General features: G+C 65.7%; 1 protein-coding gene (cut by both window edges). It reads right to left on the bottom strand.

All 16617 nt of this window come from inside a single coding sequence — locus tag AB0H00_RS15450, alpha/beta fold hydrolase (RefSeq protein WP_357266140.1), on the bottom strand. Of the gene's 129225 coding nucleotides, 74991 precede the window and 37617 follow it; the stretch shown corresponds to coding positions 74992-91608, spanning codon 24998 (complete) through codon 30536 (complete); reading right to left, the first codon wholly in view occupies nucleotides 16615-16617. The start codon and the stop codon both lie outside this window.

Raw genomic sequence — 16617 nt, 5'->3', positions numbered from 1 at the left:
CGCCGCCCGCAGGTCGGTGTCGTAGCGGTCCGCGGCGAGGACCCCCTGTTCATCCAGGCGTCGCCGGGAGGCCTCCAGCTCCTGTTCGAACCGATCCGACTGCACAATCTCCAGATCGGCGCCCGTCCTGGCAGCCGCCTTCGCCAGTTCCGCCGTTGCCTCTGCCCGTTCGGCGATCAAATCCTCGTGGGCCTGCTGAATTACTTCAGGATCCGCATTCGGCCCGCCGAATTCCCCGGACGGCCGTGTGCGCACCGATCCCAAGGCGCCGTCGTGGACCCACGGAGCCTCCTGCCCGCCCTGGAGCAACGTACTATCGCGCTGTGTCCGGCTGATTGGGGTCGCCCGCGTGTTCCGGCCCGCGATGCCGAACTCCGGCACAGCGCTGCCTTCGCCGAGTGGTGGAGTGCGTCCGTAGTCCGCGAGGCCGCGGCGCGACGAAAACCCCGCCGCGCCGGTGCCGGGCCACGGCACCGGCGGCTCCGCCGCACCGCGCCTGCTCCGCAGAGTCGGCGTCCGCCACCGCGCTCGCGGCTTTTTCGGCGGCGCGGCGGCATCGGGCTGTGGGGCCTCGCCGTCGGCCGACGGATGCCGGACGGCCACGATGGTGATGTCGTCGACTTCTCCTTCGGCATTCGCGCGGTCGACAACCGCGGCCGCGGTCGCGCCCAGGTCATCGGCGTTTCTGCCGACAGCATCGCCGAGCGCCTCGGCACCGGACATCGTCTTCACCGCACCGTCGGTAACCGTGAACACGACACCGCCCCGCGGCACCGTGATCGTGCCGTCCTCGGCTGTCACGGGCGCGTCGATGTCATCCGATACCAGAACGGTTTTGACGTATTCCCCCGGTACGACGTGGTCGTCCGGGCCCGCCGGGATCCGGCCCTCCCGGCCGAGGGCGTATTCGATGGCGTGCTGGTAATCCCGCAGCCACGGATTATTTTCGAGCGCCTCGCGCTCGGTTATTCCGCGCTCCGCCGCGAACATCCGGATGGAAGAGTGGTCGTCGGTCAACCAGATCGCATGCCGGCCGTCGGCAGACACCCAACCCACTCGGCTGTCCCCAACCCACCCGATGACCAGCCGATCCTGTTCCACGACCGCGGCCGCGACCGTGCACTGGGGAGGCCCGTCCGGGTGGTCGGCGTACTCGGGCCGCTGCCCCAATGCCTGCACCTTCAGCTGAACGTGGTGCAGCGCGTCCCGCAGTATCGCCTCCAGGGTGAGCCTGCGCCCGAACCGAGCCCGCGACCACTTCTCTTCCAGGTAGGTGCCGAGCTCTGCCGCCGCCTCCTGAGCTGCGCGGTGCCCATCCGGCGCCCCGCTCACCCCGTCGAATGCCGCGGCGGCCACAACCGGCTTCCCGGCGCGGGTGAACTCGACGACCACCATCGCGTCTTCGTTGCGGTGGTGGGTCGCGCCCTTCTGGCTGACCCCGGCGGCCGACCGTGTCTTCCCAGCCAGACGCTCGGCCAGCTCGGGTTCGCCGAGTTCCTCGACCGGCCGACCATCCTGGTCACGCAGCCCGTGTTTCGGCCCGAAGGCGGAGCCGGCGGAAATTCCGCCCCCATTGGGTGGCGGCGAAACCGCGGTCTCCATATTTTCCCGGGCACCCCGCTGCTCGAAAGTCTGCGTACTCGAATCGTCCGCTGGCTCGTAAGCCTCGGTTCCCCCAGATTCCCGCTGTTCGAGAGCATCCCCGTCCGGAACCGCACCGGCTCCACCTGTAGGACCGCTCGTGATCGGTCCCGGTTGTGGTACGACAGTACCGCCACTGCCGTCCTCGTCCTCGCCATCGTCGCGGTTCTCGTGATATCGCTCGAGCAACTCATCGATATCGGTGCGAACGGCCTCGGGCTCCGGTGTTCCAGCCGCGCCGTCACCGGCCGACGGCGAGTCGTCCGCAACGGTTTGGGGCGGCCATGGCGTCGATGTCGTGCTCGTGTGCTCGAGCCGGGTCAGGTACCTACCACCCGGACGATTGGTGCGATAGAACTCGTAACTCGAACCGTACATTCTTCCGACGAGTTCGCTTACCTCATTCCTGGTCACATTGAGAATGCCGTGTTTGGAATCCACATAGATACCGTCTGGAGTAACCAGAGAGACGACTGCCGAATGCGTTATGGCACCATCGCTTCGATATATCACAACATCTCCAGGCGCGATATCGCCCGTGTCATTCACTCGATAGAATTTGTTTTCCACCAAGATCAGCTCGACTGTAGCCGGGCTCAGGAACCCCGCTCCGCCATTGAGCGAGAATGTGTAGCCGTGACAGTTGAAATGCGGATTGATCGGCCCGAGCGACTCATATCGGTCCAGTCGGACGCCCCAATCGATATCTAATCTGAACCATTTCTCGATCCCGGCCCGACTCCGGTAAAAGGTTGAAAACGGCGGTGGAGCCGAGGCTTCGGAATCCACCCAGGTACGCGGCCTGATTTCTGTTCCTGCGTCGGTGACGTGTGTGTATAGGGTTATGGATTCGGTCGCGACTGCGTCCATGTGCGCCGCTATGACATCGGATCCCTGGTCGCCGTCGCTGTCGGCCGCGGTAGTACCGCCACTGCTGTCGTCACCATCGTCATCCACACCGTCGCGGTCCGTCTGATCGACAGCAGACCGCGCCGCGATCCACGAACGGAGCAATTCCTCGTCGGTAATCCACAGGTCGGCCAACACCGGATAGTGGTCGGTGTCGGTGACTTCGATGGTGCTGTCGATCGTCTGGAATTCAGCGGAGGCCAGCACCTGGTCCGGCGCACCGTCCCAACCGGGAACGGTCCAGGTCCCCCGATCGAGCGCGACACGCAGACCCAATTCGTCGATGGCCTGCTGGTACACCAGGCGCACATCATCGGTGTTGAAGTCGGCGCCGAACACGACCGGACCATTCGGAAGGGAGCGCAGCAGATGCTCGATGATCTCCCTGCCATGCGCCCCGCCTTCGGCATCTTCGTGCTCTTCGTAGCTGCGGCCGAAGAAACCCAGCGGCGTCGGGTGCAGAGTCACGAACCAGATGCCGCCGATCTTGACGGCCAGTGCGTACCGGTCGTACCGATCCTCCGGGGGCACCACCTCGCCCCAGAGTCTCAGCTCGAGCGTCGGAGTCGGCAGCAGTATCTCGCGGAATTCCTCGATCGGCCGTCTGCTGAGCACCGCAATGGCCAGATCCTTGGTGGTGTCCATATGCGACGGACACATCACGGTCTCACGTACGTACGGGTAGCCGGCCATGGCTGCTAATCGCCGCGCGGTCGAACCGTCCGGGCCCACCTCCGACTCCTGCACGAAGACGACATCCACGGGTGACTCGTCATCGAACCACCGCAGCTTATCGACGAAAGCCGGCAGATCGACGGCGCTGTAGTCGAGCGCCTCGAACGACCGCGAGTGGCGAGCGCCCGCCATATTCCAGGTGGCCGTTCGCACCAGCCGACTCGAATCGATCGCGTCACTGTCCGGCCGGTCATCGGGGGCGTTGCGCACGATCGCGGCAAGGTGATCGACCACAGCGACGCACCACTCCAGGTGGCGGCGCCGCCGGAATTCCTTTTCGTGGTCGATGACTCGCCTGCGGATCGCACGAACCTGTGACTTCGGCGCCTCGGGGTCGATCCAGGCTCGGGCTCGGGCGCGCTCCTGCTCGAGCCGCTGCTGCTCTTCATCGGATTCGGCCTGCTCCGGGTCCTCGCGCAGCGGCGTCGCCCGGATCTGGACGTCGCGCGGCGCCGGGGCAGGTTGCTGGAGCTCGGTGCGCACGTGATGTGTCCGGCCATCCGGTTCCGGCCGCACCTCCACCAAGAAGATCTGGTACGGCGGAGTCGGCGCCAACACGTCCTGGAAGCCCGGTCTGTTCGCCAGCTGTTCCAGGGCCGCACGATGCCTGCCGGCCATGGCGACGACATGCAGCTCACCAGGTCCGCCATCCGGGTCCGGGGAGTGCTTGACATGCACGGTCTCCCACTCGCCCGCCGACCGCAGCTGCGGCTGGTAACGCCGCGCCACCTCGTCGTCGAGCACCTCGGCAGCCTGGTCGAGTTCGGCGACCACATCGATGAGCCGGACGATATCCGCGGCGCGAGACATGATCTCGGCCCGTTTCTCGTCCACGCCCCAGAAGAATTGCGCGAGCGGCACCAGCGGATCACCGGTCGGAAGGTCGGCGGGATCGCCGAAGATATCCAGCGGCAGGTCGGCGAGGTCCGCCGGATCGACGTGCAGTGTCTCGGCCAACGCCGTCCAGTCGGCCTCGGCCGCCCGACGCCGTTGCACCAGCTGCGTCGACGTCGGCGCCAACTGGTCTTGGTCGGCGATTTCCAGCCGCTCGGCCAGGGCTTTCCGCTCCCGCTCCAGACCCGTCACCCGATGTTCGGCGGCCTCGAAGTCGAGCGTCGCGTCTTCATGGCGGTCTCGGTGCGGGATCGGCACCATCAACTCGGCGTTACTGCCGAGTTGATCGAGCCCATCCAGCACCTCCGACAACCGCGCCAGCAACGCACCCTCGCGCCGGATGCCGTCGCGGAAACCGTTCAATCGGTGCAACGAGTCGTAGTCCAAGGTGACCCGATCCGGTGCGGCGCCGAGCCACGCTGTCAATGCCGCGAGATCGCCGGCCAGCCGGTCGGTCATGGTCGCGATCGCGTCCCGAATCGGGAATGTAGGCAGCGAAAGACCGGCCGTGCTGTGCATCCCCAGCCGGTTGATCAGCTCGTCGCGTTCGCGTTCCAGCTTCGAAATCTGTTCAGCAGCACCATGATCCGACATTGCAGCCATCGAACCGGAATCTTCGCCGACCGGATCGGCGTCGACCTCGGCCCACCCGGAGTCGGTCCAGCGCACAACCCGCGGCACAGGGATTTCGTTTCGGAACAGCGGCGCGAACCGAGCCTTGGAGTTCAGCTGCGGCGAGTCCGGTGCCCCACCCCCGTGATCGGGTGCATTCGACAACTCATCGCCGTTGTTTTCAGCGGGGCGACCTTGGACTTTCCCTCTCTTGCGTGGGGTTCGTTGGTTGGGTTGAGTGGGGTGGAGGTTGGTGAGGTTGTTGTGGTCGTCTGTAGTGAGGTAGGCGACGTAGGCTTCGGACTTTTTGGTGACGCGGGTGAAGGACTGTTGCCATTCGTCGCGGGTGCGGACGCGGGGGATGCGGCCGGAGTCCTCGGGGTCGAGGGAGGGGTTGTCGGGATCGATGATGTTGGTGTCGAAGATGACGATGTGGCCGTTGGCTTTGGTGACGGTGTAGGAGTGCATCTTCTTGCCGTCGTCGATAAGGATGACGGCGGTGTCGATGTCCTTGTCCCGCTCGACGGTATCGATGATGTGGGCGAGGGGGTCGTCGGTGTCAGGGTCGAGGTGTGTTTCGACGAGTTGGGTAGCGATGGCGTCTCTGAGGTGGGTCCATTTGTTTTGTCCTGGCTTGGGTTTGATTCCTTTGTCGAGGCCGAGCGCCCACGTTGCTTCGGCTGTTTGGTTGATGCAGTCCAGAAGCTTCCGGGCAGCCGGATCATTCGACTTCTTGAGGCGTCGAAGGGCTTTCCGGACGACGGAGCCGGCCGCGATGGTGCTGAATGCCGCGGCGATAGACCAGGTCGCCGGTTCCATTCCCCATTGATCGAGCAGGACACCACCGGCCAAAGCGCCCACCGCGAACATACCCCTGTTCGTCATGGTCGAGATGGAGCCCGTTCGCCCGTACACTTCCGCCGGGATCACCTTGTCCCGGTAGGCACTGATAGCGACACCACCCGCCCCCAGAACTGCCCAGCCACCGGCAAGCCCTGCGGCGGCAACCCAGGGGTTGGTGGTGGTTGCCATCACCACACCGGCCCCGGCCAAGCCGACCAATCTGACGGTGAGCAGGCTTTCAATGCCGAGTTTGTCCAACCACTTACTGGGCATCGCGGTTCCGATCAAGCCCCCGGCAGATGGGATCACGACGGCTGCTCCCGCCTGCCACGACGTGATATCGGAGCCTGCGATTATTGACGCAAAGGAGAGCGACTCCATCCCGAGAAAGAGATTGGTGAGCGCAAGGTTAATGGTCGCACTTTGGATCAAGGGGTTTTCACGGGTTACACGGATGCCTTCGCCGAGCGACTTGCGCAGTTCCTTCAAAGCATTCGAGTCATCGGGTATGGGCGCGGTGGAGAACTTTCGCAACGGCGACAATGCCACCTGGTTCCAGCCGTATGATGCCGCATTTGCCAGGGCGGGCAGCCATGGGGCTGTGCCCAGCAGAATGGGTCCCAACCCATTTCCTGCCACTCGGACGATACTCTGATAAGAGGAATTGAAGCGGGCCAGTCCTTCTCGCATCGGTTTTGCGGGGCCGACCATTTCCTTGAGCGCCCGGGTGATACTGCTGGAGTAGAAGACGAAGGCGCCTGCCTCCAGGAATGTTGTACCGACGAGTATAGGGACGAGATTCGGAGTTCCCGTCGCCAGGGCGACGCTCGCTGTGCCCGCTGCTGCCAACCCCACGGCCTGACTGATCCGCAGGATCCGCCTGATGTCGTAGAAGTCGGTGAAATATCCCGCGATCGGCGCGCCGATGAGATGTGGCAGGTTGCCAGCCATGACAACGGCACCTGCCACCCCCGGTCCGGCGTTTTCCAGCAAGATCAGAGGCAGCGCCGATCCCCAGATCGTGTCTCCGATTCCTGAGCCGACCTTGCCGCTGAGCGCCAGGCGGAACTCGGTGTCGGTGCGAATCAGGCGCAGCAGCGGTCGCCTCTCATTGCCGCCTTCGGTGCCGTCTGGCTGTTCCGTTTTGTCGGGGTCCGCGGATCCGGTCGGCTCGACACTGGATTCGTTCTCCTCGGCCGACAGTTGGGCGGGCGGTGCCTCGATAGGCTCGGCGGGTCCGTTCGCTGTTCCCCGCGCCCACCGCCCACGGCGCCGCCAGAACGCCCGGCCCGCCAGCCGTGAACCGAACCCCTGCCCGGATTCCGTCGACTCGGAGCGCCCCGGACCCGGTGCGGTGCCATCGGGGTCCCCGTTCCGATCCGGTTCGGCGGCGAACCACACACCCGGATTACGGCGCTCCCGCGGCACTCCGATCGGACTCAGCACCCCCTCGACCCGGCCACCCATCATCCCCACCACGTCGGCTACATCCGCATCTGCCCGCGACGCACCCGCCAACGTCGGCCCACCGAACGCCCACGCCTCATGACCGGGATCGCCATAGCTCGTCGGCCGCGGCCGACGACTGTCCGGTCGGTGGTAAGCGACCGCGTCATCGACGGTGCCACGCTTGGATGCCATGATGCGGCGGACAACTTGCCCGACAGCAGGTTCCGGCGCCGACGGAGGTGGCAGCTCGTCCGGCACGAGCAGGTCGTCACCGAAGTAGTCGGCGATGACCGCGGCGGTCATTCTGTCCACCTGGGCGCGGATTGCGCCGTCGGCGGCGGGCGGTTGGTAACCGAGCCTGGCGAACACCCGATTGGTCAATCGGATCGCGATCGTTCGGGTTCCCCACACTCCGCTCCGAATTCGCTCGTAGACGCGCTGTTCATGCTCGGGTCGGACCGTCGCGACCCAGGTCGTGCGGTAGCCGAATTCATCGAGGGCTTCGCGGACTCGACCGTCGGCTTCCTCGTCGTCCAGGCGACCACCGTGCACGACTTTGTGGACGCTGGTCCGCCCCACCTCGGCGGCCTCGGCGATATCGGTCAGGTCGACCGCATCCAACAGGCCGCGCCGATCGTAACTATCCCGCAAATCGGCGGGAATGACGTCACAGAGCAGGTGCGCGACCCGATGCATCCGGGAATACAGGGCGCGCTCCTTGCCACCGATCTCGGCCACCGCCGCAGAAACGGACATACCTTGGCCGAAAACCTTTTCGTAGCAGACCTGTTGGTCCTCGTCGAAGCCGGCGACGGCCTTGCGCAGCAGCGCCGAGTCGTGGTCGACGGCGACTTTGGCCAGGATCATCGCGGCAGCGACGCTGCGCGGCGCACCCGTCTCGAGTACCTGCGCCAATCCTTTCGCGATTCGGGTGCGATGGATATTGACCGCATTGACCGAGCGGCCTTGCCTGCCCGCCACCTTCTCGGGCTCGATCTCGTCGACGAACAGCAACCACGCGGTTGGCCGATCGGTCTCCGGAAGGTATGGGATCGCGTCCTTTATCTGGTCTTTCGAGGCTGTTTCGATCGCCTGCAATGCCGCACGCCGCACACGACGCACCGGTGTACCCGCGGCCTCGTCGGTGGGTGTCGGTTCCGCGCCGAGCAGGACAGCCACCTGGTGCACGGCCTCCTGGAGCAGGGCGCCGAATGCGGCCTGTCGGTAGCCCAATGCCGCGGCGGCCTGCGCCGGGGTATACCGGTCGCGGTAGCACAAGATCAATGCCGTGCACTGGGTTCGCCTGGTCTGCTCCATCTCCACGAGCGCGGCCCGGAATTCCCGCTCGCCCGACACGGCAATGGCCTGTCGGTCCTGTTCTCGTGCCGCGGCTTCCGCGAGGGGGCCGCGGAATGGCAGCAGCACTTCCGAATCGGCGTCGCCTGCCCATGCCTGGAAAAGCCTTCGGTGCTTGCGCGGCCGCCGCCTCGTTACCGACACGGTGACCGAGCCCGGGTAATCGCTACGTCCGTCGGCCGGTAGACGGTAGTCGGCGCTGACGGCGAGTTGTCGCATATCGGTGACGACCGCGGTGGCGCCCGCGCGTGTGAGTTTCTCGCTGCCTTCGGGGTTTTCGGCGTATCCGATGGATGGCATGCCGAGGGCGTTCGCGGCCGTGATGTCGGTGGCCGCATCACCGATCATGACGCCGCGCGCCGGGACCCGGTCGCCCAGCATATGCCGCGCCCGATGCAGCGGATCCGGGTTCGGTTTCATCCGGGTCGGGTCGGTCGGATACCGACCTGCGATTTCAGTCACCAGGCCGGTCAGACCGTGGATTCGCAGCAGTTCCCGCACCGCTTCCGGCGAGTTGTTGGTCACCAGGACAACCGGAGTTCCCCTGCGCTGCAGCGCCTCCAGGAACTCACGTACACCCGGTGTCAGCGTCGCCGAGCGTGCCGCGACGATCTCCCACTGCACTAGGTTCGCTTCCAGCTGCACCCCCAGCGACCGGTCGACAGTGAACGCCGCGCGCAGCACCACCAACGGGTCCGAGGCTGCGGTGACCGCAGGCGGAAGCTCGAAACCCATGGTCCGCCAGATCCGCCGAAGGTCATCGGCGACCGCAGGCGCGGGCTGTCGCGCGAACAGGTCGCAAACCGGACCGTCGACATCCAGCAGCACATACTCGGCGTCAGCCAGCACAGCCTGGGCCGCCGCACCCGGTCCCATCGGCCGCGGTGCGGCGGGTCGCCGCCGTCTGCCCGGCTCAAATCCCGGTCGGGCACCGATGCGTACCTTTTTGCCGTTTTCGTCCCAGGTCGGACCCGGTGCGGTGCCATCGGGGTCCCCGTCCCGATCCGGTTCGGCGGCGAACCACACACTCCTACGGCGCCCCCGCGGCACTCCGATCGGACCAAGCACCCCCTCGGCCCGGCCACCCATCATCCCCACCACGTCGGCTACATCCGCATCTGCCCGCAACGCACCCGCCAACGTCGGCCCACCGAACGCCCACGCCTCATGACCGGAATCGCCCCCGGAAACCGACTGTGCACCACCGAGGTAGCTGTCTCGGTCACCCCAGGCATGCCCACGTTGGTCACCGTCGGACACCACTCCCGACGGGGATGGATCGGGCGCACCATCGGGCCCGGTCGTGGCTTCCTCCTCCGGCATCCCGGTGATGAGTCCCTCTGGACCTGCCAGGCAATAGGCGGCTCGAGTTCCTTCGCGGAACGCCATTTTCGGGGTGGCATAGCGGTCGAAGCGGATGGCCAGGACAGTCCGGATATCGTCCTCGGCGGAACTCGCCAGCCAGTCGGCGATCTTCTCACCGGTGTCCTCACCGGCCATTCCCTCGGCATCGGTGTACTCGCGGACCACTCCCTCGGCATCGACTTCGCGGACCACCACCACGTCTTTGCCGTCGAGGCGGATGCGCTTGACGCCGAAGGCGCGGTGGCCCCCATAGCGGAAGCTCTTCACCGCGGCGATGGCACCGCCGTTGTCTCGCACATCGGCGATCGCCTCGTCCAGGTCGTCGTACTCGGTGGACCAGTGGCCGCCCACGGCCCGGGCGTAGTCCTCCGCACGCACGTTTCGCGCCAGCTCCCAGACCTGCATCAGCGTCGAGGCAGAGACCATCGGCCCGTAGGGTGACACCTCGTCGACCCACTCATTGATGAAGTCGGCTACCGGCGGGACAGAGATGTCGATCCCCACCCGCTGGCCCTTGCGGGCGTATGCGAAGGTGCCATCGGTATCCGCGACCGGCGGCGCAGCCATGTCCGCGAAGGTTGCCGCCTGCGGCTCTTCGGTTTCGGGCTGCGCCTGCGGCAGGGTGGGGTTCAGCTCGAACGGCGAGCGCCACACCTGCGCGACCTGCTCGTAGGCGTAGCCGTAGGCCATCAGGGAGGCATCGCTGTGCGGAGCACCTACCAGGGTCATGCCATACGGCTGTGTGGTCTCCGGGTCGTATCCGATGGGCAGGGCCAGACGGGGGAAGCCGGCCTTGTTGCTGATCACCCAGTCGGGACCGTCGAGGAACACCATCGCGTCCAGGGTGTGCTCGGTCAACTGACCTTCCAGCGCCTTCCGGGAAACGGCTATGCGCCCGGCAAGGTTGGCCTCGGACTCTCCCTTCGTCACCGGGTCGTCCAAGTCCAAGGCATTGGCATCTGCCAGGTCGGCGTATCCATATTTCGGCGGATGCTGATCGTAGTAGCGCTCGAGGTCGTCCATCGACTTCACCGGAGCATCAGCGGGCAGTCCGGCCAGGTAGCGGTTGGTGAAACGCTTGAAGTCCCACCAGCCGGTGGGCAACGACTTTTCGACGGCGAACGGAGCCAACTCCACAATCACCGCCCCCTGTTGCCGCAGCACCTCCAGGGCTCGGTCGAACGCTTCGCGCTTGGGCCCGGTCACGGTGTTCGCCACCGCACCGATCCGCTTGCCACGCAGGGCGTCTGTGGACAACCCAGCCAGATAGTCCGGGCCGCCCGGACCAACCATGGCGGTCAACAGCGCCGCTACATCGGTGACCGACCGGGCCATCGGACCGGCAGTGTCGTGCGAAGCCGACGTCATCATTCCCGCTGTGCTCACCAACCCTTGCGTCGGCTTCAGCCCGACCAGGGAGTTCAGGAGCGCGGGGAAGATGATGGAACCACTGATCTCGGTGCCGACCGCTAGGGTGGCCAACCCGGCGGCCACCGCCACCGCCGAGCCGGAACTGGAACCGGACGGGGTCAGCTTCAGGTTGTACGGGTTGCGCGTCTGCTTGCCGTGCTCGCTCCAACCTGGCTTGATCTTGTCCATAGCTATGCAATGGGCGAACTCGGTCATATTCGCCTTGCCCAGGATCACCGCCCCAGCCGCACGCAAGTTCGCCACCAATTCGGCATCACCGGCCGGGAAGGATTCCGCCAGCGCCTTGGAGCCGGCCGTTGTGGGCATGCCTGCCACATCGATATTGTCCTTGATCAGCACCGGAATGCCGTGCAGCGGACCGCGGATCATGCCCGCGCGACGCTCGGCGTCCAACAGGGCGGCCTCGCGCCGGGCATTCGGGTTCAGCGCCAGCACGGCGTTGAGCTGCGGGCCCTCCATGCTCAATGCCTGGATCCGGCGTTCGTACTCGGCGACCAGGCCGAATGAGGTGATCCGACCGTCGGTCATGGCCTGCTGCAGAGCGGCACGGTCGGCGATGTTCAGGTCGACGGGGAATGTTTCCCGGGGATCACTGGCATCGTACTCGGCCGGAGCTTCACTTTCCGGCGACGAAGTCGGGCTGGCTGCCCGGCCCCCATTCTTGTGGTCAGCTTCACGTGGCTCGGAACCGATGAGGCCATGGGCTTTCAAGAACGCGCGCACGCTGGGATTCAGGCCGACCAGGTTATCCATGGCCTGGCGCAGGTCGAATTCTTCGTGGACATAGACATTCTCGCGCAGCCAGTCGCCGATCTCCCGGGTGAGCCGGCCGCCGTTGTCGGCGATCATCTGTTCGACCTGTTCGGCGACATTGCGGCTGACCACTTCGGTCACCAGATAGGACCAGTACAGACCCGAGTAGGACCCGAAGCTGCCCAATTCGGAGAAGATATGCGAGAACCACTGCGAGGTGAAGGAGTCCCGCAGTAGTGGCTGGTCCAGTCCGGCAGCAGCCATGGCCTCGCGCTCGAACTGCTTCACCGCCGCGGGCAGGTCTTCGCCGTCGGGTATGTCGGTAACGGCCAGTTTGCTCCACGCCAGGTCGAGGTGGGCGGAATACAGTCGCTCCAGAGTGCGCATCCCCTGGTTCGCCTTCGTCCACTCTTCCAGCCGGTCGAGTTTCGCGCGCGGCAAGGGCAAAGGCTCGCCGGTTTCGGGGTCGACCTCCTTGTAGTGGACCGCATAATGCTTCAGCACATCGGGGTGCAACCGGAAGATCTCGAACAGCTGGCCGGGGAATTCGCCCCATCCGAACGACATCTGGCGATCGGCGCGCGCCAGGGTCCCGGTGCCGAGCAGGAAATTGACGACATGGCCGAACTCGTGGAACAGGCCCTTGACATTGAGCCACGACAACAGCATCGGTCCCGAGTCCGGCTTCTTCAGGTTGAGATTGCAGGCGATGATCGGGGTCTGGTCGCCCGGAGCAAACTTGGCGCGCACCACATCGGTCCACTCGCCGCCGTTCTTCACGTCCCGTACGTACGGGTCGAACAACACAATGCCGATCGAGGTTCCCTTTGCATCGAAAACCTCATACACCGTGGCATCTTTGTGGTACCGGGGCAGGTCTGGTCGTTCCTCGAACTTCAGTCCGAACAATTTGTCCATGGCCAGGAACGCACCGCCGCGCACATTGTTCAATTCGAGGTACGGTCGCAGTTCCTCGGAATCGATGTCGAGATCACGATCATTGACCAGTTCCCGGGCGTATCGCCAATCCCACGCCTCCAGCCGGTCCACTCCGATCTCGTCGGCCAGGCGTGTTTCCTCTTCCCGAACTTTGGCTTCGGCGACGGGAAGAATGTCGGCCAAGATGTTCTCGATCGTTTCCGGACCGAACGGCTGCACCGCTGTCGCGTAATCCAAATGGTGCCGGTACCCCAAAAGCTCGGCCCGCTCCGCGCGCAATCGGGCCATCTGCACCAGCAGTCGGGTATTGTCGCGTTGCCCGCCGACAGCCCGAGCCGTTGCCGCCTGGTGCAACTTACGGCGCATCTCCCGATCGGTCAGGTTGAGCATCACGGGCTGCAGGTGACCGCTGGAGATACCCTCGAATGTCAACAGGTACCCGCCGAGGTCGCCGGCCGCAACGGCAGCTGCGTCGATCTGTTCGGGCGACAGGCCGTCCAGCTCGGCGACATCGGCGGTCCATACCCCGCCGGTCTTGCTCACCGCGATCTGGTTGTTCTTGTACTCGGAATACAGCTTCGACAATTCGGCATCGATCTCGACCAGACGCTCGCGCTCCTCGACGGTCCGTGTCATGCCGGCACGGACGAAATCGGTCAACAGCCGCTCCAGATACGCCGAATCCTCCTTGCCAAACTCCAAATCCGCTTGTGCCATGCGCAAGCTCAGGTCGACGACCCGGTCGAACAGCTTCTGATCGGTGCGGACTTCGCTGCGGTGCCGGGACTGGAGTTCGGCCATCCGCGGCGCGATCGCCTCGATATCGGGTCTGTTGTGCGAAGAGGCCAGCACCGCGAACACTTGGTACACCTTGCCGAGCAACTCGCCGGAACGGGCCAACGGCGCAAGGGTGTTCTGCGCCGTCGCCGCATCCGGGTTCGCCGCGATCGCCTCGATCTCCTTGCGACGCAAGAAAATCGCATACTCCATGGCGTCGAGAAGATCCGCGCCGACGATCCGGTCCAGCCTGGGCACCGAATGCGGCTGCCGTGTTCCGTCCCCCTGGAACAGCGCCATGGCCGCAGGTGGGTCGGTCACCGTCAGTTCCAGCGGCTCGAGCCGGGCCCTGCCTGCCGTATCCGAACCAACCGCGTCGCCGCGGTGGAAGACGGTCGCGGTGTCGGCCCACGGGTCGCCTCCGCGCAAGTAATCCTTGACCTTGCTTGGCGGCAAAGCCCGCACCACTCGGGTGGCGTAGAAGACCATCGCATACTGCATCCCCCCCGGAGTCCACGCTCCTGGAGTCCGCTTCTTCTCCTCGACGAGCCCTTCGGCCATCCCCTCGTCCAGATAGTGGGTGAACCGATCGCGTTGTTCCGGGTCCAACCACACCGACATGGCTGCGCGCACCTCGTCGGGATCGCGATCCCACAGCATGCGCACCAACTCCAGCGCCTCGGGTCCGGACATCCGTCCCGGGCCGAGCTCGAAAGCAGGCGAGTCGTCCGGCAGCGCGGCGTCGGCCCACCGCTGTATCAGGTGACTGTCGACGCCGTCCGGCAGCGGAGCGAGCGGCGCCCCGAGCACGACAGCCATTGCACGGACCCCGGACCGCTGGATCCGGCGCACTTCCAACGCGGTCAGGCCGAGCTCGGCGGCCAGCGCCTCGATCGACCGAGCCCCGACACCGTGCAGCCTGGTCAGCACGGCCCGCGGGATCTCGTCGAGCAGACCGACCGCGGCATGGAATTCCGGGGCGGTCGCCGCCGACAATGCCGCCCGTTCCTGCTCGTCGAAGACGTCTGCGAGGAGCGAATTCCGGAACCGCGCTTCCCGATGCGGCTGAAGGCGCTCGGCCAGGGTGTCCCAGTACATCAAGCGGAACCAGTCTCCGCCCCTGGGCCCATCCGGCGCTGTCGAGACGACAGCGCGTATCCATTCACGAATCTCGGCATGGATTTCCACCGCCACCCCGGTATCCGGTGTGACCTCCTCGACACGGCCGGTCAGCTCGGGGAGCAGGTGATGCCACAGCGCGTCGACCGCCGCCGGGTCGCGCTGCGCCGCTCGCACCAACGCATCGAGCTCGTCTTCGTTCGGCGCCTGCGGTGCGGCCGCCCCGCTACTGGTGTCGGCCCTGCCTCGCTCCGGTCGTGTCGGCGGGACATGCCCACCGTCATTTCCGAGTCCGACGTCGGATTGTGGTTGTGCGGTAGCGCCAGGTTCATTCGCCCAGGCATCCGGGGTGAGCCGCTCATCCTGACCGAATATCACCCACGGATCGGTCATCCCACGCCGACCACCACCCCGCGGCCGCAACGCCCACGAGTCGGCTCCTTCCGGACCACCCGTGAATTCGACCTCCGGCCTCGGTGTCGCGCCACCTCCACCACTCGGTCGAGGCCGCACAGGTGATCCCGCTCCTTCCGGTCCAACGTTCGGGTCCGGGTCGTGGGCGAACCATACCCCCGGGTCACGACGCACCCGTCCGCCGAGAGAATCCGCGATCGGGCTGTGCTCCCGCTCCCGCTGCGGCACCCCCAGCCCGTCCATCACATCGGCGACATCCCGCGGTGTCCCGAAATCCGGGCCGAATTCCGGTGTTTCATGGCCGATTCCGGGCCCGGTTTTGCGCCCGGCCCGGCCCACTCCGGGCACCGGAGGCCGTGGCGAAGTCGGTGCATCGGGCTCCTGCGCGATGGCGGATCGCTCTGCCGCAGACGAGATGTTCGGCGCCGCAGCCTGGACCCGCTCGTGCGGTCCGGCCACATCGTCGGCACGCACCACATCCGGCCGATCGGCCGTGGGGGGTGAGGTCTGCGGCGGGGTGGGCTCAGGAGCAGATCCACCGGGCCCGTCGTCCGGAGTGAGGATGGCGACGAACTCGTCCCAGGTGAGGTCGCCGGTTACCTGCCACATCTCGCGACAGACCTGCAGACTTTCCCACAGGCCGGTCAGGATGGCGTTGCGCTGGTCCGGGTCCAGGTCGTGGGTGAGCAGCTTGATGACGTCGTGCACGACTCGCTGAATGTGCCCGAACTGCAGGAACTTACGAGCATTGGCGGTGCTGATATCCCCCAGGAACCCGTTGCTGCGGAGATAGGCGATCGCCTCGTCCTGTGACCGGAACCCCCACCTGGCCAGTTCCATATCGAAGATCCCGGTCACGTGTTCCTCGAAGACATGCATGTTCTGCAACGTGCGGTCACCGTGGATCAGCTGCGGGCGTTCCGGGTCGAACGATTCCGGATCGAGCGGCGCGAAAGGCAGCTCCGGCACTCCCAGCGCGGCGAACTTCTCCCCCAGCGCTCCGAGATGTTTGCGCAGCACCCGCATCTCGAACTCGATGTCGAACCGAACGTGATCGGCGATGTCGTCGCTCGTCGGCACCGGCGGCAACTCGGGCGAGATCCGCTGCGGCGCAGGAAGTGCCTCGAACGGCACCCGGGCCAGTTGATCCTGAAACTCGGCCATCTCGGCCCGAATGGTCTCCCTCATCCGGTGCGCTTCCAGCTCCGATGCCGGGTGCCCGTTGATGTACCGGGAGATCTCCACCCGCCCTTCGGCGGTCTGGACTATCGCCAACAGTCTCGGCGCGAGCCGGACCCCGGAACGCACCATGGCCTCGATTACCTGAGGAATCTGTTCCGGCGCCCAATATCGGAAATCCACGCCGCCGCCGACGACGGG

Source organism: Nocardia sp. NPDC023852 (assembly GCF_040639505.1).
Taxonomy (GTDB): domain Bacteria; phylum Actinomycetota; class Actinomycetes; order Mycobacteriales; family Mycobacteriaceae; genus Nocardia.
This window is presented reverse-complemented; position numbering and strand designations above follow the sequence as displayed.